Genomic DNA, 25,380 nt, shown 5'->3' with positions numbered 1-25,380 from the left:
CTCATCCCTCCACGCGCAGGGCGGAGTTGGGGCAGCTCTCCACGCAGGCGCGGGCCCGGTCCTCGGCGGCGGGCGGCACGTCGACGACGACGACCTTCGCGTAGCCCCATTCGTCGAGCTCGACGAGTTCGGGGGTGTTCTCCTGGCAGAGGCCGTAGCCGTTGCACCGTGTGGCGTCCAGCAGCAGTTTCATGACGTTCCTTCCAGGACGGCGGCCAGGGGCTCGGCGGGCGGGGCCGGGGAGGGTGTGCCGACGAACGGCACCGGCACGGTCAGCCGGTGCGGGCCTCGTTCGGGGGCGTCGGCATGGCATACCGGGCAGGGCCCGTCGAGATGGGCCCCGACCTGTGCCGGGAAGGCGCGCAGCAGGCTTCCGGCGAGCCCGGCGGCGGCGTCGAGGAGCCCGCACGCACCCCGCCCGGGCAGTCCCCGCGCCCATCGATGCAGCCGCTCGGCGGTGTCGGGTGCGGCGGCGCCGGAGGCGAGGCGCTCCAGCGCGTCGCCGATCGCGGTCGTGCCCGACACGCAGACGCCGCACTGCCGTGCGCTCTCGGCCGCGAGGTGCCCGATCGCGTCGGCGGCGGCGCCCACCGGGCAGACGTCGGCGGTGAGGAAGCGGATCGCTCCGCAGCCGAGCGCCGTGCCCGCGGCGGCGAGCGCGCCGGGTTCGAGGGGCAGGTCCAGGGCGCGTGCGTCGACGAGCCCGCCGAAGAGGCCGCCCATCAGGGCGCCGGCCGGGGCCGGGGTGCCGTGGGCGGCGGCGAGGGTGCGCAGGGGGACCCCGTACGGCACCTCGGTGAGTTCCGGTACGGCGCTGCCGCCGGAGAGGGTGACCAGGGTGGAGCGCGCGATCGGCTCGCGCAGGTCGGGCCGGGCGGCGACGAGCGCGATCCTGGCGAGGGTCTCGACGTTGGCGACCAGGGTCGGCGCGCCCCCGACTCCCCGCTCGAAGGGGCGGGGCGGTTTGGCGGTCGGCAGGGCGGGACCGCCGTCGATCCGGCGGACGACCGCGGTCTCCTCGCCGGCGACATAGCCGGCGGCGGTCTCGACGACGTCGACGGGCAGCGGCGGTAGGCGTTCGGCGAGGGCCCCGCGGAGACGGCGGGCCGCCTCCGGGTCGGAGAGGTAGACGTAGCCGTGTGCGGCGCCGGTGACCGCGGCGGCGTGGACGAGGCCGTCGAGGACCAGGTGCGGGCGGGCCCGCAGCAGCCAGCGGTCCTTGACCGAACCGGGCTCGCCCTCTTCCCCGTTGGCCACCACGACCGGAGTACCGGCACGAGTGGAGCCCTCACCGCTCCCCCGGCCGCGTCGCCCGTGCTCGCGGACGGCGCGGAGCTTGACGGCGGCCGGGAATCCGGCGCCGCCGCGGCCGCGCAGGCCGCAGGCGTCGAGGTGGTGGAGCAGCTCGTCGGGGGTGACGGCGGCGGCGTAGCCACCGGTGGCCTCGTACGCCTCGGCGCTCTCCGTCGCGTACGGCGTCGCGCCCAGCACGGAACCCGGCGCGGGGGCGGTCGGGCAACGGATGGTGGTCAGGGGGTGCGTCGTGGTCGGGGTCGGGGGGAGGCTGCGGGTCATGTGCCGTCTCCTGTACGGGCGGTGGGGGCGGGTCCGGCGGTGCGGGACCGGGTACGCAGGAGTCGCAGCGCTCCTTCGAGCGCGGCGCGGTCCCCCGCGGTGCGGCCGTATCCCGCTCCTGGCAGGCCGATGAGCATGCGGTGGTGGTCGAGGATCACCTCGGCGGCCAGCAGCGCGGCCGCGGTCGAGGCGTCCGTGTCCGCGTCGGCTCTCGTGTCCACGTCGGCTCTCGTGTCCACGTCGGCTCTCGTGTCCGCATCCGCTCTCATGTCCGCGTCGGCTCTCATGTCCGCGTCCGCGCTCATGTCCACGTCGGCGTCCGCGTGGCCGTCCTCGCCATCCTGCTCATCGAGCCGGAGGGCCACGGCGGTCACCAGCGCGGTGGCTTCGGCGAGGTAGCGCAACCAGCTGTGCCGGCTGCCCCGCAGCACCAGGCGTTCCACCCGGCGCCGCTCGGCGGCCGCGAGTTCGGCCCGGTCCGGGGGCGGGTGCCGCGCCGTGCCGAGGGAGGCTCGCAGCGCGGCGACGGCTGCGGGCAGCTCCCGCTCCGGCTCGGGGGTGAGCCCGAGCCAGTCCAGATGTCGACGACCACTCATGCGTGCCTCCGGGGAGGAGAGCGAGTGAGGTGCGTGCCGGGGCGGATGCCAGGGCTCGCCGGGCTGCTTCCGGCGCAAGGGCCGTGGGCCAAAATCACCGGGCTGACGAGCGAAGACGCAGGTCAGAAGCGGTGTGATGGCAAAGCAGCGACAGAAACACGTTTACTGACCGATCGGTCAGGCAATAACCAAGCTAGCTGACCGATCGGTCAGCGACAAGTCTTGACCCGGCGGAATTCAGCCACCACTCTGGCTGTCCCATCGGTCAGCCGGTCCCGGCTCCCGCCCCGACCCGCTGCCCGCAGCCGGTTCGCACGACATCGACGCCCGACACCGCTCGCCGCCCCACGGCACGAGGAGTCACCGATGCACCCCAGAGCCCCCGCACCCGATGCACCCACCGCACCCACCGCACCCGACACGGCCGTCCGGGACCTCCCCGCTCCCGCGCTGCCGGCCCGCCACTACACCGATCCCGCCCTCGCCGCCGCCGAGACCCGCCAGGTCTTCGCCAGGTCCTGGCAGCTCGTGTGCCACGAGTCCGACCTGCCAGGACCCGGGGCCCGGCTCGCCGCCACGGTCGCCGACCGGGAGGTCATGGTCGTCCGCACCGAGGACAGCGGCCTCGCCGCGCACCTCAACGTCTGCCGCCATCGCGGAACCCGCCTGGTCACCGCCCCCGAACCGGCCGGAAAGGCGATCCGCTGCCCGTACCACGGCTGGACGTACCACCTCGACGGCAGCCTGGTCGGCGCCCCCGAGGCCCGGCAGATCCCCTGCCTCGACAGACCCCGCCTCGGCCTGTTCCCCGCCCGGGTCGAGTCCTTCCTGGGCTTCGTCTTCGTCAACCTCGACCCGGGCGCCGTTCCGCTCGCCGAGAGCTGCGCGGGACTCGCCGAGGCCGTCGGGCACTACGCCGGGGCGGACCTGGTGCCGGTCGGCCGGGAACGCATCCACGACCTGGCCGGCGCCGAGGTCCAGGAGGCCAACTGGAAGGTCGCGGTCGACAACTACCTGGAGGGGTACCACGTACCCGTCGCCCACCCCGGTCTGATGCGCCTGCTCGACTACCAGGGCTACGGCTCCGAGGTCCACGACTCCTACGTCCTTTTCACCTCACCGCTGCGCGCCAAGCCCTCCTCCAACTGGGCCGAGCGGCTCTACCAGCGCGTCACCGCACCCATGCCCGGCCTCACCGAGGCCGACCGCAGGGTCTGGCGGTACGCCGTGATCTACCCCAACACCCTCATCGACTTCTACCCCGACCACGTGCTCGCGTGGACCGCCGTGCCGACCGCGGTCGACCGGGTCGCCGTCCCCGGCGCCTTCTACACCCGCCGCGGCACCGGGCTGCGCACCCGCCTCGCCCGGCGCCTGAACATGCGCATCGGGTGGATCACCAACGACGAGGACGCCGAGCTGGTCGCCCGGGTCCAACGCGGTCTGTCCACGCCGGGGTTCGAGCCCGGCCCCCTGTCCCGGCGCGAGCTCGCGGTCGGCTGGTTCGCCGACCGCATCCGCGCCGACCTGGCCGGCCCCGAAGAGCCTTCGGACCCCGCAGCTCCCGGGGGCGCCGCACCGCACTCCGCCCCGCCGGGCCACTGAGCGGCACGCCCACCCCCGTACCTCAACGCCCCGTCACCCCGCACCCCGCACCTCAGCACCCCCGTCACTCCCCACCCCGCACCCCGCACCCCGCACCCCGCACCCCGCACGGCTGTACTGCCCACCCGCCGTCCCCCAGCGGCCCTACGGAGAGGACCCCATGTCCCCCGAGGCACCTTCCCTGTCCCGCCGCTCGCTGCTCCGCGCCGGCGCCGGCGCCGCCCTCGGTCTCACGGCGGCCGGCTGCGGCTTCTCGTCCACCCCCGACGCCGCCGGCCAGGCAGCCGCCGACGCCCCCATCGACGTCAAGGTCGACGGCGACCTCGTCTACTTCAACTGGGCCGACTTCGTCGACCCGGCCGTCTTCGCCGGCTTCTCCAAGGAGTACGGGGTCAAGGTCGTCCAGTCGAACTACGACTCCATGGAGGGCATGGCCGCCAAACTCAACGCCGGCAACCGCTACGACGTCATCTTCCCCACGGCGAAGTGGGCCGAGCGCCTCGCCCGCGGGGGCCGGCTGCGCCGCATCGACCACGGGCGCCTGAGGAACGCCGAGGCCGTGTTCGGCGCGTACGACTACTTCGCCGACCCCTGGTACGACCCCCGCTCCGCCCACACCGTCCCCTTCACCATGTACAAGACCGGCATCGGCTGGCGCCGGGACCGGCTCGGCGACCTCACCGGCTCCTGGGACGACCTGTGGAACGACCACGCCAAGGGCAAGGTCTTCGTCCTGGACGACCGCGACGAGGTGCTGGCCGTCGGCGCGCTCAAGAACGGCCTGCCCCTCACCACCGAGCGGCCGGACGACCTCGCACGCGTCACCGACACCCTGCGCACCCTGCGCCCCCGGCTGCGCGGCTTCTCCAGCGACAGCTACAACAACCTCCTCAACGGCAACGCCGACATGACCCAGGCGTGGAGCGGGGACATGGCCGCGATGCTCGCCCAGGCCGAGGACCCCTCCGTGTTCGGCTTCGAGACCGCCCGCGAGGGCGCCCCGGTCAACTCCGACTGCTACGCCATCCCCGCCGACGCACCGCACCCCGGCACCGCCATGCTCTTCATCGACTACATGCTCCGGCCCGAGAACGTGAAGCGGAACATCGAGTACATCGGCTACCCGATGCCGGTGCGCGGCACCGAGGACACCTACACGGCACTCGTGGAGCCCTTCCCCCAGTGCCAGGTGACCGCGGCCGACCTCAGGGACGACAGGTTCTTCCGCAACGGCACCGCGGCGGGCGAGAAGGCCCGCGACGCCGCCTGGACCGACGTGAAGGCGGGCTGACGTGGTCGATGCCGCCCCTCCCCCACGGACCGCAGGAAAGCCGGTCAGGGAACGTCTGTGGACCTGGCTGATGCTGCCCGGCACGCTCTGGATGACGGTCTTCCTGGTCGCCTCCCTGATCCTGGTGGCCACCCTCGCGTTCGGCACCACCGATCCGCTCGGCAACCCCCGCTTCGGGTTCGTCCTCGACAACATCACCGCCCTGGCCGACCCCGCGTACCGCACGGTCCTGCTGCGTTCGCTGGGCTACGCCCTGGTGACCTGCGCCGTCTGCCTCCTGATCGCCTATCCCGTCGCGTACGCCATCGCGACCAGCGGCGGCCGCTACAAGAACGTGCTGATCGCGGCGATCGTCGTCCCGTTCTTCGCCAACTACCTGGTGCGGATGTACGGCTGGTCCGTCGTCCTGTCCGACGACGGACCCCTGCTCCGGGCGCTGCGCGCGATCGGACTCGCGGACGCGGGCACCCGGATCCTGCAGACCGGCGCGGGCGTCGTCGCCGGTCTCGTCTACGGCTTCGTCGTCTTCATGATCATCCCGCTGTACGCGGCCATGGAGCGCATGGACACCTCGCTCGTCGAGGCCGGGCGCGACCTGTACGCCGGTCCGCTGCGGACGTTCCTGTTCGTCACCGTCCCGGCCACCCGCCAGGGCGCGGCCGCCGGCTGCGTCCTCGTCCTGCTGCCCGCCATGGGCGACTTCGTCAGTGCCCAGCTCATGGGCGGCCCCGACCAGATCATGATCGGCAACCTGATCCAGGACAAGTTCTTCCAGGGGCAGAACTGGCCGCTCGGCGCCGCCCTCACCATGCTGCTGATGGCCGTCCTCCTCCTCGGCATGCTCGGCTACCTGCGGCGCACCCGCAAGGACGAGGCGGAGGCGGTCCGATGAGGGCCGCCCGCGGGCGTCGCCGCGGCGCCGAGCGCCGTCCCCGGTTCGCCCTCGCCGTCACCGCCGTCTTCTTCGCGCTGCTCTACGTCCCCATCGGCGTCGTCGTCCTGTTCTCCTTCAACTCGCAGAAGTCCCTGACCGTCTTCGACGACGTCAGCCTGCGCTGGTACGGGGCGTTCCTCCGCGACGACGTGCTGCTCGACTCGCTCGGCATGAGCCTGCGGGTCTCCCTCGTCGCCATGGCCGGCTCGGTGGTCCTCGGTGTCGCCCTCGCGCTCGGCCTGGTCCGCGGCCGGAACCGGCTCGGCTCCTTCGCCGGCCTGGTGATGCTCGTCCCGCTCGTCACCCCGGAGATCGTCACCGGCGTCGCCGCGATGCTCCTGTTCAAGGGCCTCGGCATCACCCTGTCCACGACGACGGTGATGCTCGCCGAGATCACCTTCTCCATCTCGTACGTGACGGTGATCCTGCGCTCCCGCGTCGCCGCCCTCAACCCGGAGATCGAGGAGGCGGCCATGGACCTCGGGGCCACCCGCCGGCAGGCCGTACGCCTGGTGACGCTGCCCGCGCTGCTGCCGAGCATCCTGGCCTCCGCCGTCCTCGTCTTCGCGCTGGTCTTCGACGACTTCGTCCTCGCCTACTTCACCACCGGCGTCGATCCGCAGCCGCTGTCGGTCCGGATCTACTCGGCGATCCGGTTCGGCGTCCAGCCCACCATCAACGCCGTCGGCACGCTGATGCTGGCCGGCTCCGTCGGACTCATCGCCCTCGCCCTCGCCATCCCGCGCCTGTTCGGCCGGCGCGGCGGCCTCGACCTGCTCTCCGGGAAGTAGACGCCATGACCTCGCAACCCGCGCCCGCGCGCACCCCACAGTCGGCAGCCGGACAGCCGCACCCCGCCGTGCGGCTCGACCGGGTCGGCAAGCGCTACCCCGGCGGCTCCGCCTCGTACGCCGTCCACGACATCAGCCTCGCCGTCGCCCCCGGCGAGTTCTTCTCACTGCTCGGCCCGTCCGGCTGCGGCAAGACCACCCTGCTGCGCATGATCGGCGGCTTCGCCGACCCCACCGAGGGCAGCGTCCTGCTCGGCGGGGAGGACGTGACGGGCCTCCCGCCCCATCGGCGCGACGTCAACACCGTCTTCCAGAGCTACGCCCTCTTCGACCACCTGTCCCTCGCCGACAACGTGGCCTTCGGCCTCAAGCGCAAGGGCGTCGGCCGCGCCGAGATCCGCCGCCGGGTCGCCGAGATGCTCGACCTCGTGCAGCTCGGCGACCTGGCGGGCCGCAGACCGGCCACCCTCTCCGGCGGCCAGCGCCAGCGCGTCGCGCTCGCCCGCGCCCTGGTCAACCGCCCGCAGGTGCTGTTGCTCGACGAGCCCCTCGCGGCCCTCGACCTGAAGCTCCGGCGGCGGATGCAGGTCGAACTGAAGCAGATCCAGCGCGAGGTGGGCATCACCTTCCTGTTCGTCACCCACGACCAGGACGAGGCCCTGACCATGTCGGACCGCCTCGCCGTCATGAACGAGGGCCGCATCGAACAGTGCGGGACTCCGGAAGACGTGTACGAGCGCCCCACCAGCAGTTTCACCGCCTCGTTCCTCGGGACCTCCAACCTGGTCCCCGGCACCTACCGCGCCGGACGGGTGCTGCTCGACCAGGGCCCGGCGCTCCCCGTCGGCGACCGCCCGGGCATCGCGGACGGCAGCCGGGTCAGCCTCTCCCTGCGCCCCGAGAAGATCTGGCTGTCCGACTTCGAGCCCGGCATGGCGCGGGTCACCGGCGTCGTCCGGGAGACCGTCTACTCCGGCCCCACCACCACGTACCTGATCGAACTGGCCCCCGGCGTCACCGTGCACGTCCTGGAGCAGAACACCGCCCGCTCCCGCAGGGAGGACCGCTGGAGCGGCGGCGAGGAGGTCGAGCTCGGCTGGCGGCCCGAGCACTGCCTGGTCCTGGACTGACGACGGCCCGCAACGGAGGAACACCCCATGAACCACGACGTCATCGTGCTCGGCGCGGGACTCGCCGGACTCGCCGCCGCCCGTGACCTGGCCGCGGGCGGGGCCGACGTCCTCGTCGTCGAGGCCCGCGACCGGGTCGGGGGCCGCGTCGAGCAGACGGCGCTCCCCGACGGCCGACTCGTCCAGCTCGGCGGGGAGGTCGTCGGCTCGGCGCACACCGCGTACACGGCCCTCGTCGCCGAACTCGGCCTCTCCCTCGTCCCCAGCTACGTCGCCGAGCCCGGCGCGCTCGCCCGCGCCACGCCGGAAGGCGTCGGCGCCGGCGACCCGCCGCACTGGTTCGGCCCCGGCGACGACGCCTCCCACCGCAAGGTCACCGCCGCCTTCGCCGCCCTCGCCGCGACCGTCGACCCCGACGACCCCTGGTCCCACCCGCGGGCCACCGCGCTCGACCTGTCGTCCGTGGCCGGCTGGCTGCGTGACGAAGGGGCGAGCCCGGCCGTCGTACGGCTCTGGGAGATCGGCCGGCTCGCGCTCGCCGACGGCTCGAACGAGCGCACCTCGCTGCTCGCGGCCCTCCGCAAGCACGCCGCCGTCCCCGGCCTCGGCCCCTACGAGTACGAGGCCTGGGAGGGCCTGCGGGTGGCCGAGGGCTCGGCGACCGTGGCCCTGCGGATGGCGGCCGGGCTCGACGGCCGCATCCGTACCGGCGCGCCCGTCGAGGCGCTCGCGGTCCGCTCCGGCGGCTGCTCGGTGCGCCTCGCGGGCGGCGAGACCCTCACCGCGACCGCCGTCGTCAGCGCCCTGCCCGCGGGCCCGCTGCGCTCCCTCGCCGTCACGGGCGTCGGCGAGCAGCGCCTGGCCTCGCTGCACCACCAGCGGCACGCCCTCGCCGCGAAGTTCGTCGCCGCCTACGACCGGCCGTTCTGGCGCGACCGGGGGCTCAGCGGTCTGTCCGAGTGCGAGGGGGTGCTCGGCAGCACCTGGCCGCAGAGCGAGGGCATCCTGTCCGCCCTGATCCCGCCCGAGCGCTACGGCGTCCTGCTCGGCACCCCCGCCCACCTGCGCACCCGCGAACTCCTCACCGAGATCGCCCGGCTGTACGGCGAGGAGGCCCACCGGCCGCGCTCCGCGCACCTGCGCCTGTGGGGCACGGACCCCTGGACCCAGGGGTACGTGACGCACTGGGCTCCGGGCGACGTCATGGCCGTCGGCCCCCGTCACGGCACCCATGAACCGCCCTTCTACGTCTGCGGTTCCGACCAGTGGGTGGCCGGCTACATGGAGGGCGCCGTCCGTACCGGCCGCGCCGCCGCGAAGGAGGCCCTGCGCCGTGGCTGACGGTCTGCTGAACCACATCGGCGGCGAGGACCGGGCCGCCGCCACGGGCGCGACCACCGAGCTGGTCGACCCGGCCACCGGGCGCGTGCACGGCCGCGCCCCCCGCTCCGGCCGCGCCGACACCGACGCCGCCTGCGCGGCCGCGGCGGCAGCGTACGGTCCCTGGTCGGCCGCCACCCCGGCCGACCGGCAGCGGGCCCTGCTCGCCGTCGCCGACGCCGTCGAGGCGCACGCGGACGAGCTGACCGCAGCGGAGACCGCCGACACCGGCAAGCCCGTGGCACAGTTCCGTAGCGAGGAACTCCCGGCGATCGCCGACGTCTTCCGCTACTTCGCCGGAGCCGCCCGCAGCCTCCCGGGCGCGGCCGCGGCCGAGTACACCGAGGGCCGCACGTCCCTGCTGCGCCGCGAACCGGTCGGCGTCTGCGCCCAGATCACGCCGTGGAACTACCCGCTGATGATGGCCGCGTGGAAGATCGCACCGGCCCTCGCCGCCGGCAACACCACGGTCCTCAAACCCGCCGACACCACCCCCTCCTCATCGGTGCTGCTCGCCCGGATCGCGGCCCCGCACCTGCCCCCGGGGGTCCTGAACGTCGTCTGCGGCGACCGCGACACCGGCCGCGCGCTCACCACGCACCCGGCCGTCGCGTTGATCGCGCTCACGGGCAGCGTCCGTGCGGGCCAGGAGATCGCCGCCGCGGCGGCGGCCGGCCTGAAGCGGGTCCACCTCGAACTGGGCGGCAACGCGCCCGTGATCGTCCACGACGACGTCGATGTCACCGGCACCGCGGCCGCCCTGGCCCGGGTCGCCTTCTTCAACGCAGGCCAGGACTGCACCGCGCCGACCCGCTTCCTGGTCCACGCCCGCGTGCACGACGCCTTCCTGGACGCCCTCGCCGGCGCCGCCCGTGCCCTGCGCCCCGGCACCGACCTCGGCCCGCTCAACAACGCCGGCCAGCTCGCCTCGGTCCGCGCCCTGCTCGACCGGCTGCCCGGCCACGCCCGGATCGTGGCCGGCGGCACGCGCCCCGCGCGGCCCGGCTTCTTCCACGCCCCGACCGTCGTCGCCGGGGTACGCCAGGACGACGAGATCGTCCAGGAGGAGATCTTCGGCCCCGTCGTGACCGTGCAGCCCTTCACCGACGAGTCCGAGGCGCTGCGGCTCGCCGACGACGTCCGCTTCGGACTGGCCGCGAGCGTCTGGACCAGGGACCACGACCGGGCGATGCGCGCGACCAGGGCCCTGCACACCGGGATCGTGTGGGTGAACACCCACGGCACCACGGTCTCCGAGATGCCGCACGGCGGAGTCAAGCACTCCGGCTACGGCAGCGACCTGTCCCTCTCGGGCCTCCTCGACTACACCCGGCCCAAGCACGTGATGATCTGAGCACCCCGCGGGGGACGGAGTACGGCCACCGCGCCGAAAGTATGAGGTCGACGCCGACGTCCGGTCGGGGACCAGACCGACAGTGCCGAGCCGGCCTCAGGGCGCCCAGCCCGTGACCGCCCGGGCGTAGGCGTGGATGGCCGTGATCACCTGGGCGCGGGAGCGCCGGCCGGCGAGGACCTCCATCTGGAAGCCGTCCTCCAGGGCGATGAAGGTGGCCGCGAGCTGGAGCGGCGGGTCCTGGAGGGTGAAGTGCCCCTGGGCCTGGCCGAGCAGCAGGATGCCGTAGTAGATCGCCACCTGGCGCTCGGTCAGGGAGCTGTCGAGCGTGGCGGCCTTGACGTCGCGCAGGCAGCGCGGCCAGTACTCGAACAGCAGCCGCGTGAGCGTGTCGTCCGGTCCGGTCGCCACCCCCTTGTCGATGCAGGCGCGGAGCCGGTCCCGTGCGTCGGGGTGGGCCTCGACGGCTTCCTCGCGTTCGCGCGCGAAGCGCTCGATGGCCCGCTGGTAGGTGTCGTGGACGAGGGCGTCCAGGTCGCCGTAGTACAGCAGCGCGGCCGGGGTGACGCCCGCTTCCTCGGCGACGTCCCGCAGCCGGAGCGATTCGAGCCCCCGCGTGAGCAGGGCCCGCTCCACCGCCTCGGCCAGTTCCGCCATGCGGGCTTCCTTGCCCTTGCCCCTGCCGCTCGCCACGCGCACCCTCTCCTCGGTCACCCTGCACAGTCTCACTGCCATTAAAACAGGGAGATCCATCTGTTGACAGCCTTGACGAGCACTTCTTAAATTCCGATTCAAATCAGCCCCTTCTCCGCCCTCGTAGAGAGAGCCAGGCATCATGACCCCGAGCGTCACCTTCCACCACACTCCCTCCGGCCGGCCCCGGGCGCGCGCCCTCGGCATCCCGCTCGACGGCACCCCCGGCCCCTGGAACGCGATCACGGACGTCCCGGGCGTCGAGGTCGGACACGTCACCCTGATCGAGGGCGAAGGCGTCCGCACCGGCGTCACCGCCCTGCTCCCGAGGGGCCGGGACGGGGTCGGCTCGGCCTGTGCGGCCGGCTGGTACTCGCTCAACGGCAACGGCGAGATGACCGGCACCACCTGGATCGAGGAGTCCGGCGGCTTCAACCTGCCGATCGCGCTCACCAACACCCACGCGGTCGGCGCGGTCCACACCGGTGTGGACCGGTGGGTCGCCGACCACCACCCGCGCCTCGCCGCGCAGTGGATGCTTCCCGTGGTCGCCGAGACGTGGGACGGCTACCTCAACGACATCAACGGCCGCCACGTCCATCCCGAACACGCCGTCGCCGCCATCGAAGCGGCCGCCTCCGGCCCGCTGGAGGAGGGCTCGGTCGGCGGCGGCACCGGCATGAACTGCTACGGCTTCAAGGGCGGTTCGGGAACCTCGTCCCGTACCGTCGGCTACGGACCGGACACCTGGACCGTCGGCGCCCTCGTCCAGGCCAACTTCGGCGAACGGCGGGAACTCGTCATCGCCGGCGTGCCGGCGGGACGCTCCCTGCTCGACGACAACCCGCTGGACGACGACGACTGGCTCCAGCGCGACCTGGCGGGTGCCCCCGGCCGCGCACCGGGCGGGGCCGGCTCCGTGATCGTCGTCCTGGCGACGGACGCGCCCCTGCTCCCCGGCCAGTGCAAGGCCCTGGCCCGCCGGGCCGCGCTCGGCCTCGGCCGCACCGGCACCAACGGCGGCCACTTCTCCGGCGACATCTTCCTCGCCTTCTCCACCGCCAACGACGGAGCCCTGAACAGCACCTTCCCCGAGGGCGAACCCACCGAGGACGAGTACGACACCCTCCGCTTCGTCCCCTGGGGCCGCATCGACCGCTTCTACGAGGCGGCCGTGCAGTGCGTCGAGGAAGCCGTCCTCAACGCCCTGGTCGCCAACGAGACCATGACCGGCCGACAGGGTCACCGCACCCCCGCACTCCCCCACGACCGCGTCCGCACCCTTCTCGGCCTCGCCTGACACGGGCGCACGGACACCCCCGTGAGGCGTGCCTCATGGGGGTGTCCGTGCGCCCGGGAGAGCCGGCGACCTGCCCCGTGAGGCGGTCACGCGTCGGCGAACTCCACCCTGACCAGCCCCTCCCGCAGGGCGATCCCCGCGGCCCGGACGCGACTGTCGCAGCCGAGCTTGTCGAAGATGTGCACGATGTGCGTGGTGACCGTGCGCACGCTGAGCACGAGTCGGGCGGCGATCTCGGGGTTGGAGTCACCACGGGCGATCAGGCCCAGGACGTCCAGCTCGCGCGGGGTGAGGCCGTACGGGACACGGCAGGGCCGCTCCGCGAGCACGACGCAGTCGGGTGTGCCGTCGATCGACGGAGCGGAGCGGATCAGACGCAGATCCCTCCACTGGCCCGCGCGGTCCTGCCAGAGGCCCCTGCGGTGGGCCTCGCCCGAGGAGAGGAACTCCCGGGCGAGGCCGGCCATGCGCGGTTCCGCGGCGATCGCCGTGGAGAACGGCCGCCCTGACAGAGGGCGTTGCGCACCGGCCGCCTCGCAGACCAGGGCGCCGCACCCCTGCGGCAGGCCGAGCGGATCCACGTACCGCATCACGTCCGTGACATGGGCGAGCACGGGTGACACGGCCCGGATGACCTCGCTCGTCCCCTCGTCGAACGCCTCTGGGTCGCGGTCGCTGAGGTGCAGCATGCCGGTGTAGCGGCCGTCGCGCAGGAACAGCGGTGCGGTGAGGCCGGCGCGCCAGCCGTAAGGGGCGATGTAGTCCTGGAAGTAAGGGGTCTGGTGGAAGTCGCTGTCCGGCTCGTTCATCCGGCTGGGAAGGCGGAGCTCCATGATCTCCCGGAACGTCTCGGTCAGGGGGAACTCCACCGCGCCCAGCTGGGGGTTCTCCGGCGCGTAGCCGTCATAGGTCAGGCTGTGGTGACGGTTCGCCACGGAGTCGTAGACGACCAGTTCGTACGCCTCGGCCGGGACGATCTCCCGGAGCGCTTCCATGACGTCGGTCCCGGCCGCCGCCCCGTGGCCTCGGGCGGCGCGGAAGCCGACCTCGGCGAGTACGTCCATGCGGCGGGCGCCCAGGCGGCGCGTGTCGGTCCGTGTGTGCATCGGCTCTCCCCCGTGAGGTGGCGAGAGGTTAACAGGGGGCCTTCACCCTGCCGCCGAGCCGTGTCCGCCCCGTGAGTCGTTCGTGTCCGCGCCGTTAAGCGCTCGCCGCGGAACCGCACTTCCTGATCTGCATATACGTAAGCCGGACGATGGTGCCGCCCTCCCGCCGTTTCCTACTGTCCGCCTCAAGTTGATCGTCGCGAGGGGGCGGACCCGGCGCACGACCCGCGTGTCTGACATGCCCCCGTCCTCGTCCGTTCCCGGCCGACGGCCCGCTCCGGCTACCCGCCGACCAGATCTCCCCTCCCCACGTCACCTCCCGATGGCTCGGTGGCCACCAGCTGTGGCCCCGCCCTTCCGACAGGAGCTCCCGCATGACTCGAAACACACGCAGAACCCGCGCCGCACGATGCGTCGCGGTCGGGCTGGTCCTGGCGACGGCGGCCGCCTGTTCCGGCGGCCAGCCCGGTACCAAGGGCTCCGCCGGGAAGGACGTCGAGCTGACGATCGACACGCCCGCCGCCCAGGGCGAGCTCGACAAGGTGCGATGGAACCTGGGCATCGAGCCGAGCTCGCTGGACTGGATCTACAGCTACGACTACCCGCCGAACACCGTCATCGCCAACGTCTGCGAGAGCCTGCTGCGCCTCGGCTCGGACTTCTCCGTCAAGCCCAACCTCGCCGAGAAGATCGACCACCCCGACCCGAAGACCTGGGTCTACACGATCCGGCAGGGGGTACGGTTCCACGACGGCTCCACGATGACGGCGGAGGACGTCGCGTACAGCCTGAACCGTCATCTCAACCCCGAACTCGGGTCCTACTGGGCGAACACCTACGCCAACGTCGCATCGGTCGAGACGACCGGCGCCCACCAGGTGACGGTCAGGCTGACCAAGCCCGACGCCCTGTTCAACCAGCTCCTTGCGACCCCGCCCGGTGTCGTCGCGAGCAAGGCCTACGTCGAGAAGCAGGGCCAGAAGTTCGGCACCCCGGACGGCGGCCTCGACTGCACCGGCCCGTTCAAGCTCGCCAAGTGGACCAAGGGACAGTCGATCAGCCTCTCCCGGTTCGACGGCTACTGGGACACCGCCCACGCGGCCAAGACCAGGAACCTGGACTTCGCCTTCCTCTCCGACACCTCGACCGCGGTCAACGCACTGATCTCCGGAGAGATGGACGGCGGCTACGACGTCGGGGCCACCGCCCTGCCCAAGCTGCTCGCCTCGCAGAAGGGCACGGTCCACTACGGCCCGACGACCTCCTCGGTCAGCATCGTCGTCGCCGACCTCAAGGGCCCGCTGGCCGACCTGAGGATCCGCAAGGCACTCTCCCTCGCGATCGACAGGAAGGCACTGATCAAGACGGCATACGCCGGGCACGGGGAGCCGTCGAAGGCCGTCGTATCCAACTTCACCTGGGGACAGGAGCCGGCCAGGTCCGTCTACGAGAAGGCGTACGACGCCCTCCCCTCGGTGGACCAGGACCTCACGCAGGCCAAGAAGCTGGTCCAGGAGGCTGGTGCGCCGTCCCGTCCGATCACCGTCGCGTGCAACAGCGCGGACCCCATCAACGGGTTGATCTGTACCGAGGTCCAGGCCGCGGGCAAGCGCGTCGGCCTCGACATGCAGATCAAGGCCGTCGCGCCGGACGCCTACAGCGCGCTGTTCAGCGACCCCAAGGCACGCGAGGGCATCGACCTGTTCCTCACCAGCTGGTACGACGACATCGCCGACCCGCTGAACGTGTACACGAACTGGCAGAGCGACACCTTCGCCAACTACGGCGGCTACAAGAACGCCGCGTACGACAAGCTGATCGCGCGGGCCATCGGCGAGGACGACCCGGCGAAGCGTGCCGCGATCACCGTCGAGGCCCAGAAGACCGTGAGCGGGGAACTGCTCTGGATCCCGCTGCTGCAGACCCCCAACACGGTCTTCCTCGGCAACGGGGTCACCGGCGTGACCGCCACCAACGCCTACCTCTACTTCCCGTGGGGCGCGCAGATCGGATCGGCTCAGTGACGAGATTCCTGCTGACCAGGCTGGGTGGGCTCGCGCTCACCCTCCTGGTCACGTCCTTCCTGGTGTTCTGCATGGTCCATCTCGCCCCCGGTGACCCGGCGTCGTTCCTGACCAAGGGCCGTTCGGTCTCACCTGAGGCGATGGACGCCATCCGTGCCCAGTACCACCTGGACGACCCGTTCTTCGAGCAGTACGTCCGCTGGCTCGGCGGCGTCGTGCAGGGCGACTTCGGCCGCTCGGTGCAGCACCGGCAGGAGGTGTCCTCGCTGCTCGCCGCCCGTCTGCCGGGGACGCTCTACCTCGTCGTCTACACCCTTCTGCTCAGCGTGACCGTCGGCACCCTGCTCGGTCTGGCCGGCGCCCTGCGCAGGGGTGTCGTCGACACCGTCCTGATGGTCGTCACGACCGTCGCCGCCGCGCTGCCCGCGTTCGTCGCCGGCATCGTCCTGATCGGTCTGTTCTCGGTGACGCTCGGCTGGTTCCCGGTGTTCGGGGACGGCAGCGGCTTCTGGAACCGGATGTGGCACCTCACCCTGCCCGCCGTCGCGCTCGGCCTGTCATACGTGGGCCTGCTGTCCCGAGTCACCCGGTCCACCGTCCTCGAGGAGGTCCGGCGCGAGCACGTCGAGGTCGCCCGCTCGCGCGGACTGGCCGAGAGCCGGGTCATCCGCCGGCACGTGCTGCGCAACGCGCTGCCGCCCGTGATCGCCATGACGGGTCTGCTGGCCGCCGGACTCTTCGTCCTCACCTCCGTCGTCGAGGTGGCGTTCGGTCTGTCCGGGATCGGTTCGCTGCTCATCCAGTCGGTGACGACCAAGGACTTCCCCGTCGTGCAGGCGGTCTGCCTGCTGGTCGTGTTCGTTTTCGTGGTCGCCAACACGCTGGTGGACGTGATCGGGTCGGTCCTCGACCCGCGGGTCCGGCTCGGCCGCGGCGCGTGGAGGAAGGCATGAGCACCATCACTCTGCACCGCCGGGCGCTGCTCGGGCGACTGCGGGCCGCGGGTTTCGGCCCGGTGTTCTGGACGGGGATCGCCGTCCTCGGGCTGCTGGTCGTCGTCGGTCTCCTGGCCCCGTGGATCGCGCCGCACGACCCGGATTTCGCGGACCTGACCGAGTCGATGGCTCCACCGTCCGCCGCGCACCTGCTCGGCACCGACTACTCCGGCAGGGACGTCCTGTCCCGGCTGATCCACGGCACCCGGCCGAGCCTGTTCGCCCCGTTGGTCGTGGTCATCATGTCCACGGTTCTCGGGGTCGTCCTCGGCCTGGTCTCGGCCTGGAAGGGCGGTCTTGTCGACGCCGGCGTCGCCCGGGTGCTCGACCTGGTCTTCGCCTTCCCGGCGCTGCTCATCTCCATCGTCGTGGTGGCCATGGTCGGCCCCGGCCTGACCGCCCCGGTGATCGCGATGGGCATCGCCTACACCCCGTACACCGCCCGGCTGGTCCGCGCCGCCGCCCTGGCCGAGCAGGCCAAGCCGTACGTCGCCGCCTACCGGGTCCAGGGCTTCGCCGGCCGGACGATCTCGCTGCGGCACGTGCTGCCGAACATCTCGGGCGTGGTCTTCGCCCAGTCCACGCTGAACTTCGGCTACGCGCTCATCGACCTCGCCACCCTGTCGTACCTGGGATTCGGCGTGCAGCCGCCGGGCGCCGACTGGGGCAACGAGATCAACCAGGCGCAGCAGGCGATCCTGCTCGGCGCGCCCCTGTCGGCGCTCGTGCCCGGTCTCGCCGTGGTGCTCGCCGTAGTGGCGTTCAACATCGTCGGCGAGGGCATCGCCGACCGGGTCACCCGCAGGGAGCGGTAGATGACACTCCTCAGCATCCAGGACCTGACGGTCGTCCTGCCGCCGGGTCAGGCCGCCCGGCCCATCCTCGACCGGGTGTCGATCACCGTCGAGGACGGCGAGACCGTCGGCCTGGTCGGCGAGTCCGGGTCGGGCAAGTCGGTGACCAGCCGGGCCGCGCTCGGCCTGTTCCCCGAGGGCGCGACCACCACCGGCACGGTCAGGGTCGCGGACTCGACCGTCCTCGACTCCGCGGCCGGGTACCGCATGGACAAGGCGTCGCTGCGACGGATGCGCGGGGCGACGGCGGCCATGGTCTTCCAGGACCCCCGCTCGTCGATCAACCCGCTCTACCGCGTCGGCGACTTCCTGACCGAGGCGATGCGCACCAACGGTGCTCTGACCCGTCGGGAGGCCGAGTCCCGGGCCGCCGAACTCCTGGAGTCGGTGGGCATCGGCGATCCGGCGGCCGCACTGCGGCGGTGGCCGCACGAGTTCTCCGGCGGCATGCTGCAACGCGTCGTGATCGCGGCGGCTCTGGCCGCCGATCCGCGCCTGCTGCTCGCCGACGAGCCGACCACCGCCCTGGACGTGTCCACCCAGGCCGAGGTCATCGCGATCCTCACTCGGCTGCGCCGCGAGCGCGGCATGGGCATGCTCTTCGTCACCCACGACCTGGATCTCGCCGGTGCGCTCTGCGACCGGGTGTACGTGCTGTACGCGGGGCAGGTGATGGAGACCCAGCCGACCCGGGGCCTGTTCGGCGCTCCGCGCCATCCCTACACCGCGGCCCTGCTCGGCTCCCGCCCCCATCTGGACGGGCCGGCCGCCCGCCTCGACGCGATCAGCGGCCGGCCCCTGGGCCTGGACCAGGCAGTGTCGGGATGCCCGTTCGCACCGCGCTGCGCACGGGCGGTTCCCGACTGCGACGTGAACCGCGTTCCCCTGACCACGCACGACGGCGCCGAAGTGGCATGCCTGCGCCCCGAGGAGGTTTCCCGGTGACCCTGCTCGAAGTGGAGGGCCTGCGCAAGGACTTCGGCCCGGTACGCGCGGTGAACGACGTCTCCTTCCGTCTGGAGGAGGGCAGGTCGCTCGGCATCGTCGGCGAATCGGGATCGGGGAAGACCACCATCGCCCGCATGCTGGTGGACCTGGAGACCCCGGACGCGGGAAGGGTACGGATCGACGGCAGGCGCCGGCGGAGTGAACGGCTGGAGAGGGCCCGTGAGATCCAGATGGTCTTCCAGGACCCGTACCTCTCGCTCGACCCGCGCGTCACGGTCCACGACTGCCTGGCGGAGGTGCTGCGTCTTCACCTCCGCCCCGGCCGGGCCGAGCTGGAGCGGCGCGTCACCGAACTGCTCGACCAGGTCGGCCTCGGGCCCCGGGAGGCCGGCTGTCTGCCCCGGCAGCTGTCCGGCGGCCAGCGTCAGCGCGTGGCCATCGCCCGCGCCCTGGCCTGCGAGCCGCGGGTCCTGATCCTGGACGAGGCCGTCGCCGCCCTCGACGTCTCCGTCCAGGCGCAGATCCTCAACCTGCTGTGCGACATCCGTCGCGACACCGGCATCGGCTACCTGTTCATCAGCCACGACCTGGCCGTCGTCCGGTACGTCACCGACGACGTCCTGGTCCTGCACCGCGGCACCGCGGTCGAGACCGGTTTCACCGAGAGCGTCCTGATGGCACCCCGCCACCCCTACACACGGCTGCTCCGCGAGTCGGTCCCCAAGGTCGGCTGGGACCCGTCGGCGATCGCCCGCGCCCGCCGACGGCTGGCCCAGCGGCGCTTCCCGCCCACCCCTCCGCAGACTGTTGAGCGAAAGAGGTAAACGCGTTACCGCTGGGCCAGGGCCTGCGAGGACGTTGCCCGCCGCGACCAGCGCAGCAGTGTCTCGCGTTCCTCGTCGGTCAACGTCACCTCGGCCACGGGCCGTACCGTGCGCGCCACACACGCAAGGCTATACATATTCAACGAACTTCAGGCGCAGAACTAGCGCACCGGCACCGGTACTGATGCTCTGGGGGCGCCCCGCTTGTGCGGGGCGCCCCGAGTGGTCAGCCCGCGTCGCGGGGGAAGAACCTGATGGGTGTGTTCCCCGTGTACTGGAACTCGCCGGCCGGCAGGCAGTTCTCTTCGGGGTTGGTGCCGATCCCGTCGCAGTGCTCCGCGCTCAGCCGCATGAAGACCGTGGTCGTGTGGGCACCGGCCCTGAGCGGATGCAGCGGGGGCGTGGCGAAGTAGGCGAAGAGGAAGCCGGACTCGGGGTCGAGCGCGATACGGCGCAGCACCTCGGGGCCGAAGGTGTAACTGCGCTGCTGGGCGGTGCCGATGTCGTTGACGATACGGACGCCGAGGAACTTCGAGGTGAAGTCGTTCATGGGAGCGGGGCGCGCGGGCGTGTAGCCCGCCGGATACACAGTTCCCTGGGCACTCGGCGCCGTGCCCCAGGAGGGGAACGTCCTGACCCACTGCTCGCCCACGAACGCCTCGCGGCAGGGAGGTGGGCCGATGAGCCGCTGGGCGACGCCGAGGAACTCGTTGAGGTTGATCCCCTCGAACGCACACGCGTGTTCGACGGGCGGCTGCGCGGCCGGAACCTGCGATGCAGGCATCGTCTGTGCCCGGGCGGTGGCGCCACCTGTCCCTGCGATCGCCAGGGCGAGTACGGCGGACGTCATGGCGGTGCGCAGGCGCATTCGGACAGGTTTCATCGGGCACCAGCCCCCTTCGGCTCGGCGTGTCCTACGGTCTCGGGGGCGAGCATCGCCCGAGCGGACAGGCAGACGAGTCGCACGCGCCGGGCTATAGCCGGATGGCGGACGCACCACTCCGCCGATTGCTCCAACGGGTCGCCACTTGCCCACTGCCTGCGGCCAAACGCCGAGTTCGGCGGCCATCTGCTGGTTCGACGTTCCCTCCGCGCAACGCAGCACGATCCGACACCGCTGAGCCAGAGCCTGAGCTGAGGTCGCCCGCCGCGGCCGGCGCACCAGCGTCTCGCCATCGCCGGAGACGTCGCCTACACCGACGTCCACCCCTACATCATGGAAGGCGCCGACGGCGGGCTCTCCGCGTGGCTGGACGCGCTCGACCGCATCGAGGCGCTCGCCCCGCGCGCCGTCGTCGCCGGCCACAAGAACAGGGACCGCCCCGATACCCCCGCCATCGTCGAGGAGACCCGCGGGTATCCGCGCGACGCCCGTCGGCTGCTCGGCGAGAAGCCGACCGCCCGGGAGTCCTCGACGCCGACAGCCTCGCCGACCTGCGCGCGTTCCGCGACGAGCTGCAGACACTCGTCGCCCGGGGCTCGGGCGCGGGCCAGGAGGAGGAAGGGGGCGGGGGCGCCGTACCGGTTCTGCACACCGTCACGGCCGCCCTCCAGCTCGGCGAGGACGGGATCGTACGCCGCGAACCCCGCGGCACCGGGTGGCGCCGACTCGCCGCGCTGGTCGTCGCCGCCGCCTTCGAGGGACAGCGGGCCGACACCCGCCGCCGTCTGAAGACCTGCCGCGATCCGCGCTGCAAGGCGGCCTTCTACGACCGCTCCCGCAACAACAGCGGCGTCTGGCACGACGTCAAGACCTGTGGCAACACGGCCAACCTGCGCGCCTACCGCGCCCGCCGACGGGCCACGGACCGCGCTTAGCCGGGCGCCCTCGGGCGGACCCACCCCATGGCCGCGCGAGCCGTGTTTCCGTGCCCTCGGCGGCGACGCCCCCCGCGCAACGCGCCGCCCGCCGTCTGCTCTCCGCCGGCCTCGCCGACTCCGGCCGTGCGGGGTCCGGTGCCGCCCGCCCCAGGGCAGAGGCGGGGCGGGCGGCACCGGCTCGGGAGACCCACCTGGGACCGCACCCGGTGGGTTCCCGGCTCAGTGCCCTGCTGTCTCCTTGAGCCAGTCGGGCGTGCGGAACGTTCCGCCGTACATGGGCAGTTCGATGGTCGATCCGTGGCGGGCGAGCTGGCTCCACGGGCGGTTGATGCCCGCGGAGCCGTACCGCCGGACGCGTGTGACGGCGTCGAGGTCGAGGACGTCGACGAGGACCTCCTCGCCCGTTCCGGCCTGCTGCCGGACGGTGCCCTCGGGGTCGACGATCAGGCTGCCGCCCACGCCTGCCGGGTCGGAGGTGTTGACGTTGACGACGTAGAGCTGATTGGTCCAGGCGTTGGCGCGGGCGCAGACCGCTTCCATCTCCCGGTCGCGGGTGGTCGTCAGGGTGGGCTGGATGACGATCTCCGCGCCGAGCCAGGCGAGCTGGCGCATGGTCTCGGGGAAGGAGCCGTCGTAACAGATGGCCAGGCCCACGCGGCCCACCTGGGGGATGTCGAACACGGTGAAGCTGTTCCCGGGCGTGGCCTGTTCGTACGGCTGCCAGGGGAAGACCTTGCGGTAGGTGGCGGCGATGTCCCCCTCGGGCGAGATCGCGAGCGCGGTGTTGTGGATCGTGCCGTCCGCGGTGCGCTCGAAGACGGTGCCGGGCACGAGCCACAGCCCGGTCTCCCTCGCCAGTTCCGCGAGGCGGTCGGTGAGCGGTCCGGGGACGGTGACCGCGGCCTGCTCCATCCACCCCTCGGGGTGCTCGCCGAGCAGCGGCCCTTCGGCGGCGAGGAACAGTTCGGGGACGACGACCAGCTGGACGTGGGGGAAGAGCGCGCGGACCGTCCTCACCTGGTGGGCGAAGCGGGCCCAGGTGGCTTCGAGGTCGTACGGCACGGGGGCGGTCTGGACGGCGGCGATGGCCAGGGTACGCATCGGGGGGATCAGCTTTCGTTCCGGGCGGATTCGGTGGTGGTCGGCGGGGCGACGGTGTCTTTGCCCTCGCGGAAGAAGCGGGGGAAGCGGGTGCGGATCAGCAGGACGACGGGGACCCCGAGGGCCACGGAGCCGATGCCGAGGAGGAAGACGCCGCCGATGCCGTGGAAGGAGGTGCTGCCGTAGTCGGCGGCGATCGTGTCGTACGCGCTGCGGGCGAGTGCGGCGAGCATCATCAGTCCGCCGAGTGCCGGCAGCACGCCCTTGAACAGCAGGTCGCGGGCGGAGTCGCGGAGGCGGTGGCGGAAGTGCCAGACGCAGGCGAAGGCGGTGGCGCCGTAGTAGCAGGCGATCAGCAGACCGATGCAGAGGATGGCGTCGCCCAGGAAGCGCGGTGAGGCGGTCTTGAGGACCACCAGGGTCACGGCGGTGGCGGCACCGAGGAAGACGGTACCGACGGTGGGCGTCCGGAAGCGGGGGTGGATGCGCGCGAACCTCTCGGGCAGGGCCCCGTGGGTGGTCATCGACAGAAAGCCGCGGCCGCTGCCCACCAGACAGGTGAGCATCGCGGACAGGGCGCTGACACAGACGGCGAACTGGACGACGGTCGCCAGCGCGTTCCCGAGGAGCGGCGGGGCGAGAGCCGCGAGGAAGTCCGTGGCGTTGTCGGGGTTGCCGAGACCGATCCCGGTGGTGCCGGTTCCGGCGTATCCGACCGCCGCGAACGCGGTGAACAGGTAGGTGACGAGGAGGACGGAGGTGGAGATCAGCACGGCGCGACCGGGGACGCGGTCGGCGTCGCTGCTCTCCTCGTTCACGGTGATCAGCGCGTCCCAGCCCCAGTAGATGAAGAGGCACAGCAGCACCGCCTCGGCGAACGGTCCGACGCCGTCGAAGGCGAAGGGGTTGAGCCAGGACAGCGACGGCGCGGCGGCGCCGGGCGCGGTGAAGGCCGCGAAGCCGATCCCGAACAGTGCCACGAGCTGCAGTCCGAGCAGCGCGTACTGGATGCCGGTGGCGATCTGCAGCCCCCGGCGGGCCAGGACGGTGGCGCCGGCGAGCAGGACGAGACCCGTGACGGTGACGGCGGCGTCGTTGCCGGCCAGAGCGTCCAGGCCGAGGACCGAGAGCAGGTACGTGGCGCTGACCTGCGCGAGCGCGGTCATCGCGAAGAGCGAGGCCATCGTCGGCACCCAGCTCCCGACGAGCCATCCCGTCCACGGACCGAAGGCGCGGGTGTTCCACACGAAGGTGGTGCCGCAGTCGGGCATGTCCCGGTTGAGCTCGCGGAAGGCGAACGCGGTGAGCAGGATCGGGACGAAGCCGATCAGCAGCGCTGCCGGGGCGAGGTGTCCCACGGTCATGGTGACCAGACCGAGCGTGACGGCGATGGAGTAGGCCGGGGCGGTGGAGGAGAGCCCCAGGGCCACGACTCCGAGCAGACCCACGCTGCCGCGGCGAAGCCCCTTGCCGAGGGGGCTGGGGGGTGCGGCGGCTCTTGGTCCGGCGCTGGTGTCATGCGCGTCGAGCGTCACGGCGGGGCTCCTCACGTGAGACGCTTTGTTAAAACCAGATTTAAGACGTGTCCATCTCCCCCGGTCAAGAGCTGCAGACCTGTAGTTAAATCTGAATACGGAACGCGAAGAGGCGCCCGACACGGCTTCCGCCGGTCAGGCGCCTCCCACTGGCCCGCGCGTCCACGCGGGCTTGAATCAGCGCGCGGTGAAGGAGTGCACCGTCGTCGAGCGGTAGGTCTGTCCCGGGCGGAGCACCGTCGACGGGAAGGACGGCTGGTTGGGCGAGTCGGGGAAGTGCTGGGTCTCCAGGCAGAAGCCGTCCCCCTGGCGGTAGACCTTTCCGGAGGATCCCGCCAGCGTGCCGTCGAGGAAGTTGCCGCTGTAGAACTGCACGCCGGGCTCGGTGGTCGCGATCTCCATCACGCGGCCGGAGACGGGCTCCGCCACGGTCGCGACATACTGCGGGGTGTCGGTGAGTCCCTTGTCGAGGACGAAGTTGTGGTCGAAGCCGCGGCCGAAGACGACCTGCGGGTGCGCCTCGCGGATGTCCCGGCCGATGGGCTTGCCGCCGCGGAAGTCGAAGGGCGTGTGGGCGACCCTGGCGAGTTCGCCGGTCGGAATGAGGGTGGCGTCGACGGGGGTGTAGCGGGAGGCGGCGATCCTCAGGCGGTGGTCGAGGATGCTGCCGCTGCCCTCACCCGCGAGGTTGAAGTACGTGTGGTTGGTGAGGTTCACGACGGTGGCCTTGTCCGTCGTGGCCTCGTAGTCGACGCGGAACTCGCCGCGCGGGGTGAGGACGTAGTCGACCCGGACGCGCAGGGTGCCGGGGTAGCCCATCTCGCCGTCGGCGCTGGTGTAGCGCAGGGTGAGGCCGGTGTCCGGGCCCTGCGCGTACGGCTCGACGTCCCACACCCGTTTGTCGAAGCCCTTGTCCCCGCCGTGCAGGCTGTTCGGGTCGTCGTTGACGGGGAGTCGGTACGTACGGCCGTCGAGGGTGAAGGCGCCGCCCGCGATGCGGTTGCCGTAGCGGCCGATGAGCGCGCCGAAGTAGGGGCTGCCCGCCACGTAGTCGTCGAGGTTGTCGAAGCCCAGCGACACGTTCGCGTACCGCCCGCGCCGGTCCGGGATTTCGAGGGCCTGGACGATGCCGCCGTACGACAGCACGCGCAGCCGGGTGCCTCCCGCGGCCACGGTCCACCGGTGGACGCGCGTGCCGTCGGACAGGGTCCCGAACAGCTCCTTCGTCGGCTTTCCGCCCACTCGTTCCCCGCCTCCGGAGGCGAACGCCGGGGCCGCCCCCACGGCCGCCGCCGCCACTCCGGCGGCGCCCGCCGCCATCACCGTGCGTCTGTTGATGGTCATGTCGATGGGACTCCTTCACGCAGTACGTTCGATATTTCGTCACACGTTCGAAATCGTGGCGCGACCGTAGTGAGGCCGCGAGGAGGGTGTCAACGGTTCGCGCATCGTTCTCGCGCGACCGTGGCGGGGGCGGGGGGAGGGCGCGGCCCCCCCCCCCGGAGCCGGGCGGCGGCGGGGGC

23 protein-coding genes are annotated in these 25,380 nt (G+C 72.2%); 14 read left to right on the top strand and 9 right to left on the bottom strand.

Features of this window, described 5'->3' with window-relative positions; genetic code table 11:
• Position 1 precedes the first annotated feature (1 nt).
• Genes ACWGN5_RS32165 through ACWGN5_RS32155 form a run of 3 tightly spaced genes read right to left on the bottom strand, consistent with a single transcriptional unit; the run spans position 2 to position 2,171 of the window.
• Positions 2–193, bottom strand: a complete 192-nt coding sequence (locus ACWGN5_RS32165) for a ferredoxin (protein WP_453521804.1) — start codon at positions 191–193, stop codon at positions 2–4.
• Positions 190–1,575: an NADH-ubiquinone oxidoreductase-F iron-sulfur binding region domain-containing protein gene (locus ACWGN5_RS32160; protein ID WP_453521802.1), complete on the bottom strand. Its 1,386-nt coding sequence runs from the start codon at positions 1,573–1,575 to the stop codon at positions 190–192. The genes ACWGN5_RS32165 and ACWGN5_RS32160 overlap by 4 nt, the downstream gene beginning before the upstream one ends.
• Entirely contained in the window at positions 1,572–2,171 is a 600-nt protein-coding gene (locus tag ACWGN5_RS32155; protein WP_453521800.1) for a hypothetical protein, read from the bottom strand. Before ACWGN5_RS32155 ends, ACWGN5_RS32160 begins: the two co-directional genes overlap by 4 nt.
• 366 nt (positions 2,172–2,537) lie before the next feature.
• On the opposite strand from ACWGN5_RS32155, the gene ACWGN5_RS32150 reads away from it, so the two are divergent.
• From ACWGN5_RS32150 to ACWGN5_RS32120, 7 genes are all read left to right on the top strand, one after another.
• A complete protein-coding gene (locus ACWGN5_RS32150; protein WP_453521797.1) occupies positions 2,538–3,776 on the top strand; it encodes an aromatic ring-hydroxylating oxygenase subunit alpha in 1,239 nt (412 codons plus the stop codon).
• 160 nt (positions 3,777–3,936) lie between these two features.
• On the top strand, positions 3,937–5,067 hold the full coding sequence (locus ACWGN5_RS32145; protein ID WP_453521795.1) for a polyamine ABC transporter substrate-binding protein: 1,131 nt from the start codon (positions 3,937–3,939) through the stop codon (positions 5,065–5,067).
• Between the two features lies 1 nt (position 5,068).
• A complete protein-coding gene (locus ACWGN5_RS32140; RefSeq protein ID WP_453521793.1) occupies positions 5,069–5,959 on the top strand; it encodes an ABC transporter permease in 891 nt (296 codons plus the stop codon).
• Entirely contained in the window at positions 5,956–6,792 is an 837-nt protein-coding gene (locus ACWGN5_RS32135) for an ABC transporter permease (protein WP_453521790.1), read from the top strand. The genes ACWGN5_RS32140 and ACWGN5_RS32135 overlap by 4 nt, the downstream gene beginning before the upstream one ends.
• A gap of 5 nt (positions 6,793–6,797) precedes the next feature.
• Entirely contained in the window at positions 6,798–7,922 is a 1,125-nt protein-coding gene (locus ACWGN5_RS32130; RefSeq protein ID WP_453521787.1) for an ABC transporter ATP-binding protein, read from the top strand.
• A 27-nt stretch (positions 7,923–7,949) separates the two neighbouring features.
• A complete protein-coding gene (locus tag ACWGN5_RS32125; protein WP_453521784.1) occupies positions 7,950–9,263 on the top strand; it encodes a flavin monoamine oxidase family protein in 1,314 nt (437 codons plus the stop codon).
• Positions 9,256–10,656 carry an aminobutyraldehyde dehydrogenase gene (locus ACWGN5_RS32120; RefSeq protein ID WP_453521782.1) on the top strand — a complete coding sequence of 467 codons (1,401 nt, stop codon included), beginning with the start codon at positions 9,256–9,258 and terminating at the stop codon, positions 10,654–10,656. Before ACWGN5_RS32125 ends, ACWGN5_RS32120 begins: the two co-directional genes overlap by 8 nt.
• 96 nt (positions 10,657–10,752) lie before the next feature.
• Here the strand turns inward: ACWGN5_RS32120 and ACWGN5_RS32115 are convergent, their stop codons facing one another.
• Positions 10,753–11,349 (bottom strand): TetR/AcrR family transcriptional regulator, encoded by a 597-nt coding sequence (locus tag ACWGN5_RS32115; protein ID WP_453521780.1) that lies wholly within the window; start codon positions 11,347–11,349, stop codon positions 10,753–10,755.
• 142 nt (positions 11,350–11,491) lie between these two features.
• Here ACWGN5_RS32115 and ACWGN5_RS32110 point away from each other — a divergent pair, with 142 nt between their 5' ends.
• Positions 11,492–12,649: a DmpA family aminopeptidase gene (locus ACWGN5_RS32110; RefSeq protein ID WP_453521777.1), complete on the top strand. Its 1,158-nt coding sequence runs from the start codon at positions 11,492–11,494 to the stop codon at positions 12,647–12,649.
• 86 nt (positions 12,650–12,735) lie between these two features.
• Here ACWGN5_RS32110 and ACWGN5_RS32105 read toward each other — a convergent pair whose 3' ends face one another.
• The gene (locus tag ACWGN5_RS32105; protein WP_453521774.1) at positions 12,736–13,755 is read right to left on the bottom strand and encodes a response regulator transcription factor; all 1,020 of its coding nucleotides are present in this window, start codon (positions 13,753–13,755) and stop codon (positions 12,736–12,738) included.
• 374 nt (positions 13,756–14,129) lie between these two features.
• On the opposite strand from ACWGN5_RS32105, the gene ACWGN5_RS32100 reads away from it, so the two are divergent.
• From ACWGN5_RS32100 to ACWGN5_RS32080, 5 genes are read left to right on the top strand one after another with little or no spacing between them, the layout of a single operon-like run.
• A complete protein-coding gene (locus ACWGN5_RS32100; RefSeq protein ID WP_453521771.1) occupies positions 14,130–15,779 on the top strand; it encodes an ABC transporter substrate-binding protein in 1,650 nt (549 codons plus the stop codon).
• Complete coding sequence (locus ACWGN5_RS32095) at positions 15,776–16,732, top strand: ABC transporter permease (RefSeq protein WP_453521769.1); 957 nt, start codon at positions 15,776–15,778, stop codon at positions 16,730–16,732. The genes ACWGN5_RS32100 and ACWGN5_RS32095 overlap by 4 nt, the downstream gene beginning before the upstream one ends.
• On the top strand, positions 16,729–17,589 hold the full coding sequence (locus tag ACWGN5_RS32090) for an ABC transporter permease (RefSeq protein ID WP_453521766.1): 861 nt from the start codon (positions 16,729–16,731) through the stop codon (positions 17,587–17,589). The genes ACWGN5_RS32095 and ACWGN5_RS32090 overlap by 4 nt, the downstream gene beginning before the upstream one ends.
• Positions 17,590–18,573, top strand: a complete 984-nt coding sequence (locus ACWGN5_RS32085) for an ABC transporter ATP-binding protein (protein WP_453521763.1) — start codon at positions 17,590–17,592, stop codon at positions 18,571–18,573.
• Positions 18,543–19,400, top strand: coding sequence for an ABC transporter ATP-binding protein (locus tag ACWGN5_RS32080; protein WP_453521761.1), 858 nt, complete (start codon positions 18,543–18,545; stop codon positions 19,398–19,400). The genes ACWGN5_RS32085 and ACWGN5_RS32080 overlap by 31 nt, the downstream gene beginning before the upstream one ends.
• Positions 19,401–19,626: 226 nt before the next feature.
• On the opposite strand, the gene ACWGN5_RS32075 is transcribed toward ACWGN5_RS32080, so the two are convergent.
• Positions 19,627–20,283, bottom strand: coding sequence for a hypothetical protein (locus ACWGN5_RS32075; RefSeq protein WP_453521758.1), 657 nt, complete (start codon positions 20,281–20,283; stop codon positions 19,627–19,629).
• Between the two features lie 362 nt (positions 20,284–20,645).
• On the opposite strand from ACWGN5_RS32075, the gene ACWGN5_RS32070 reads away from it, so the two are divergent.
• The gene (locus tag ACWGN5_RS32070; RefSeq protein WP_453521755.1) at positions 20,646–21,218 is read left to right on the top strand and encodes a CGNR zinc finger domain-containing protein; all 573 of its coding nucleotides are present in this window, start codon (positions 20,646–20,648) and stop codon (positions 21,216–21,218) included.
• Between the two features lie 222 nt (positions 21,219–21,440).
• Here ACWGN5_RS32070 and ACWGN5_RS32065 read toward each other — a convergent pair whose 3' ends face one another.
• The 3 genes from ACWGN5_RS32065 to ACWGN5_RS32055 form a co-directional block, all read right to left on the bottom strand.
• The gene (locus tag ACWGN5_RS32065) at positions 21,441–22,322 is read right to left on the bottom strand and encodes a carbon-nitrogen hydrolase family protein (protein ID WP_453521752.1); all 882 of its coding nucleotides are present in this window, start codon (positions 22,320–22,322) and stop codon (positions 21,441–21,443) included.
• 8 nt (positions 22,323–22,330) lie between these two features.
• A complete protein-coding gene (locus ACWGN5_RS32060; protein ID WP_453521750.1) occupies positions 22,331–23,857 on the bottom strand; it encodes an APC family permease in 1,527 nt (508 codons plus the stop codon).
• A 177-nt stretch (positions 23,858–24,034) separates the two neighbouring features.
• Positions 24,035–25,201 carry an aldose epimerase family protein gene (locus ACWGN5_RS32055; RefSeq protein WP_453521747.1) on the bottom strand — a complete coding sequence of 389 codons (1,167 nt, stop codon included), beginning with the start codon at positions 25,199–25,201 and terminating at the stop codon, positions 24,035–24,037.
• Positions 25,202–25,380: the final 179 nt, after the last annotated feature.

Source organism: Streptomyces sp. NPDC055815 (genome assembly GCF_053616475.1).
Note: the sequence above shows the minus strand (reverse complement) of the source record. Positions and strands in the feature narration are given on the sequence as shown.

Bases quoted from the DNA above. Each gene is read 5' to 3' on its own strand.
- ACWGN5_RS32130 (WP_453521787.1), top strand. From the start codon at position 6,798: ATGACCTCGCAACCCGCGCCCGCGCGCACCCCACAGTCGGCAGCCGGA.
- ACWGN5_RS32110 (WP_453521777.1), top strand. From the start codon at position 11,492: ATGACCCCGAGCGTCACCTTCCACCACACTCCCTCCGGCCGGCCCCGG.
- ACWGN5_RS32165 (WP_453521804.1), bottom strand. From the start codon at position 193: ATGAAACTGCTGCTGGACGCCACACGGTGCAACGGCTACGGCCTCTGC.
- ACWGN5_RS32055 (WP_453521747.1), bottom strand. From the start codon at position 25,201: ATGACCATCAACAGACGCACGGTGATGGCGGCGGGCGCCGCCGGAGTG.
- ACWGN5_RS32150 (WP_453521797.1), top strand. From the start codon at position 2,538: ATGCACCCCAGAGCCCCCGCACCCGATGCACCCACCGCACCCACCGCA.
- ACWGN5_RS32090 (WP_453521766.1), top strand. From the start codon at position 16,729: ATGAGCACCATCACTCTGCACCGCCGGGCGCTGCTCGGGCGACTGCGG.
- ACWGN5_RS32085 (WP_453521763.1), top strand. From the start codon at position 17,590: ATGACACTCCTCAGCATCCAGGACCTGACGGTCGTCCTGCCGCCGGGT.
- ACWGN5_RS32135 (WP_453521790.1), top strand. From the start codon at position 5,956: ATGAGGGCCGCCCGCGGGCGTCGCCGCGGCGCCGAGCGCCGTCCCCGG.
- ACWGN5_RS32105 (WP_453521774.1), bottom strand. From the start codon at position 13,755: ATGCACACACGGACCGACACGCGCCGCCTGGGCGCCCGCCGCATGGAC.
- ACWGN5_RS32075 (WP_453521758.1), bottom strand. From the start codon at position 20,283: ATGAAACCTGTCCGAATGCGCCTGCGCACCGCCATGACGTCCGCCGTA.
- ACWGN5_RS32065 (WP_453521752.1), bottom strand. From the start codon at position 22,322: ATGCGTACCCTGGCCATCGCCGCCGTCCAGACCGCCCCCGTGCCGTAC.
- ACWGN5_RS32080 (WP_453521761.1), top strand. From the start codon at position 18,543: ATGCCTGCGCCCCGAGGAGGTTTCCCGGTGACCCTGCTCGAAGTGGAG.
- ACWGN5_RS32155 (WP_453521800.1), bottom strand. From the start codon at position 2,171: ATGAGTGGTCGTCGACATCTGGACTGGCTCGGGCTCACCCCCGAGCCG.
- ACWGN5_RS32145 (WP_453521795.1), top strand. From the start codon at position 3,937: ATGTCCCCCGAGGCACCTTCCCTGTCCCGCCGCTCGCTGCTCCGCGCC.
- ACWGN5_RS32125 (WP_453521784.1), top strand. From the start codon at position 7,950: ATGAACCACGACGTCATCGTGCTCGGCGCGGGACTCGCCGGACTCGCC.
- ACWGN5_RS32100 (WP_453521771.1), top strand. From the start codon at position 14,130: ATGACTCGAAACACACGCAGAACCCGCGCCGCACGATGCGTCGCGGTC.
- ACWGN5_RS32160 (WP_453521802.1), bottom strand. From the start codon at position 1,575: ATGACCCGCAGCCTCCCCCCGACCCCGACCACGACGCACCCCCTGACC.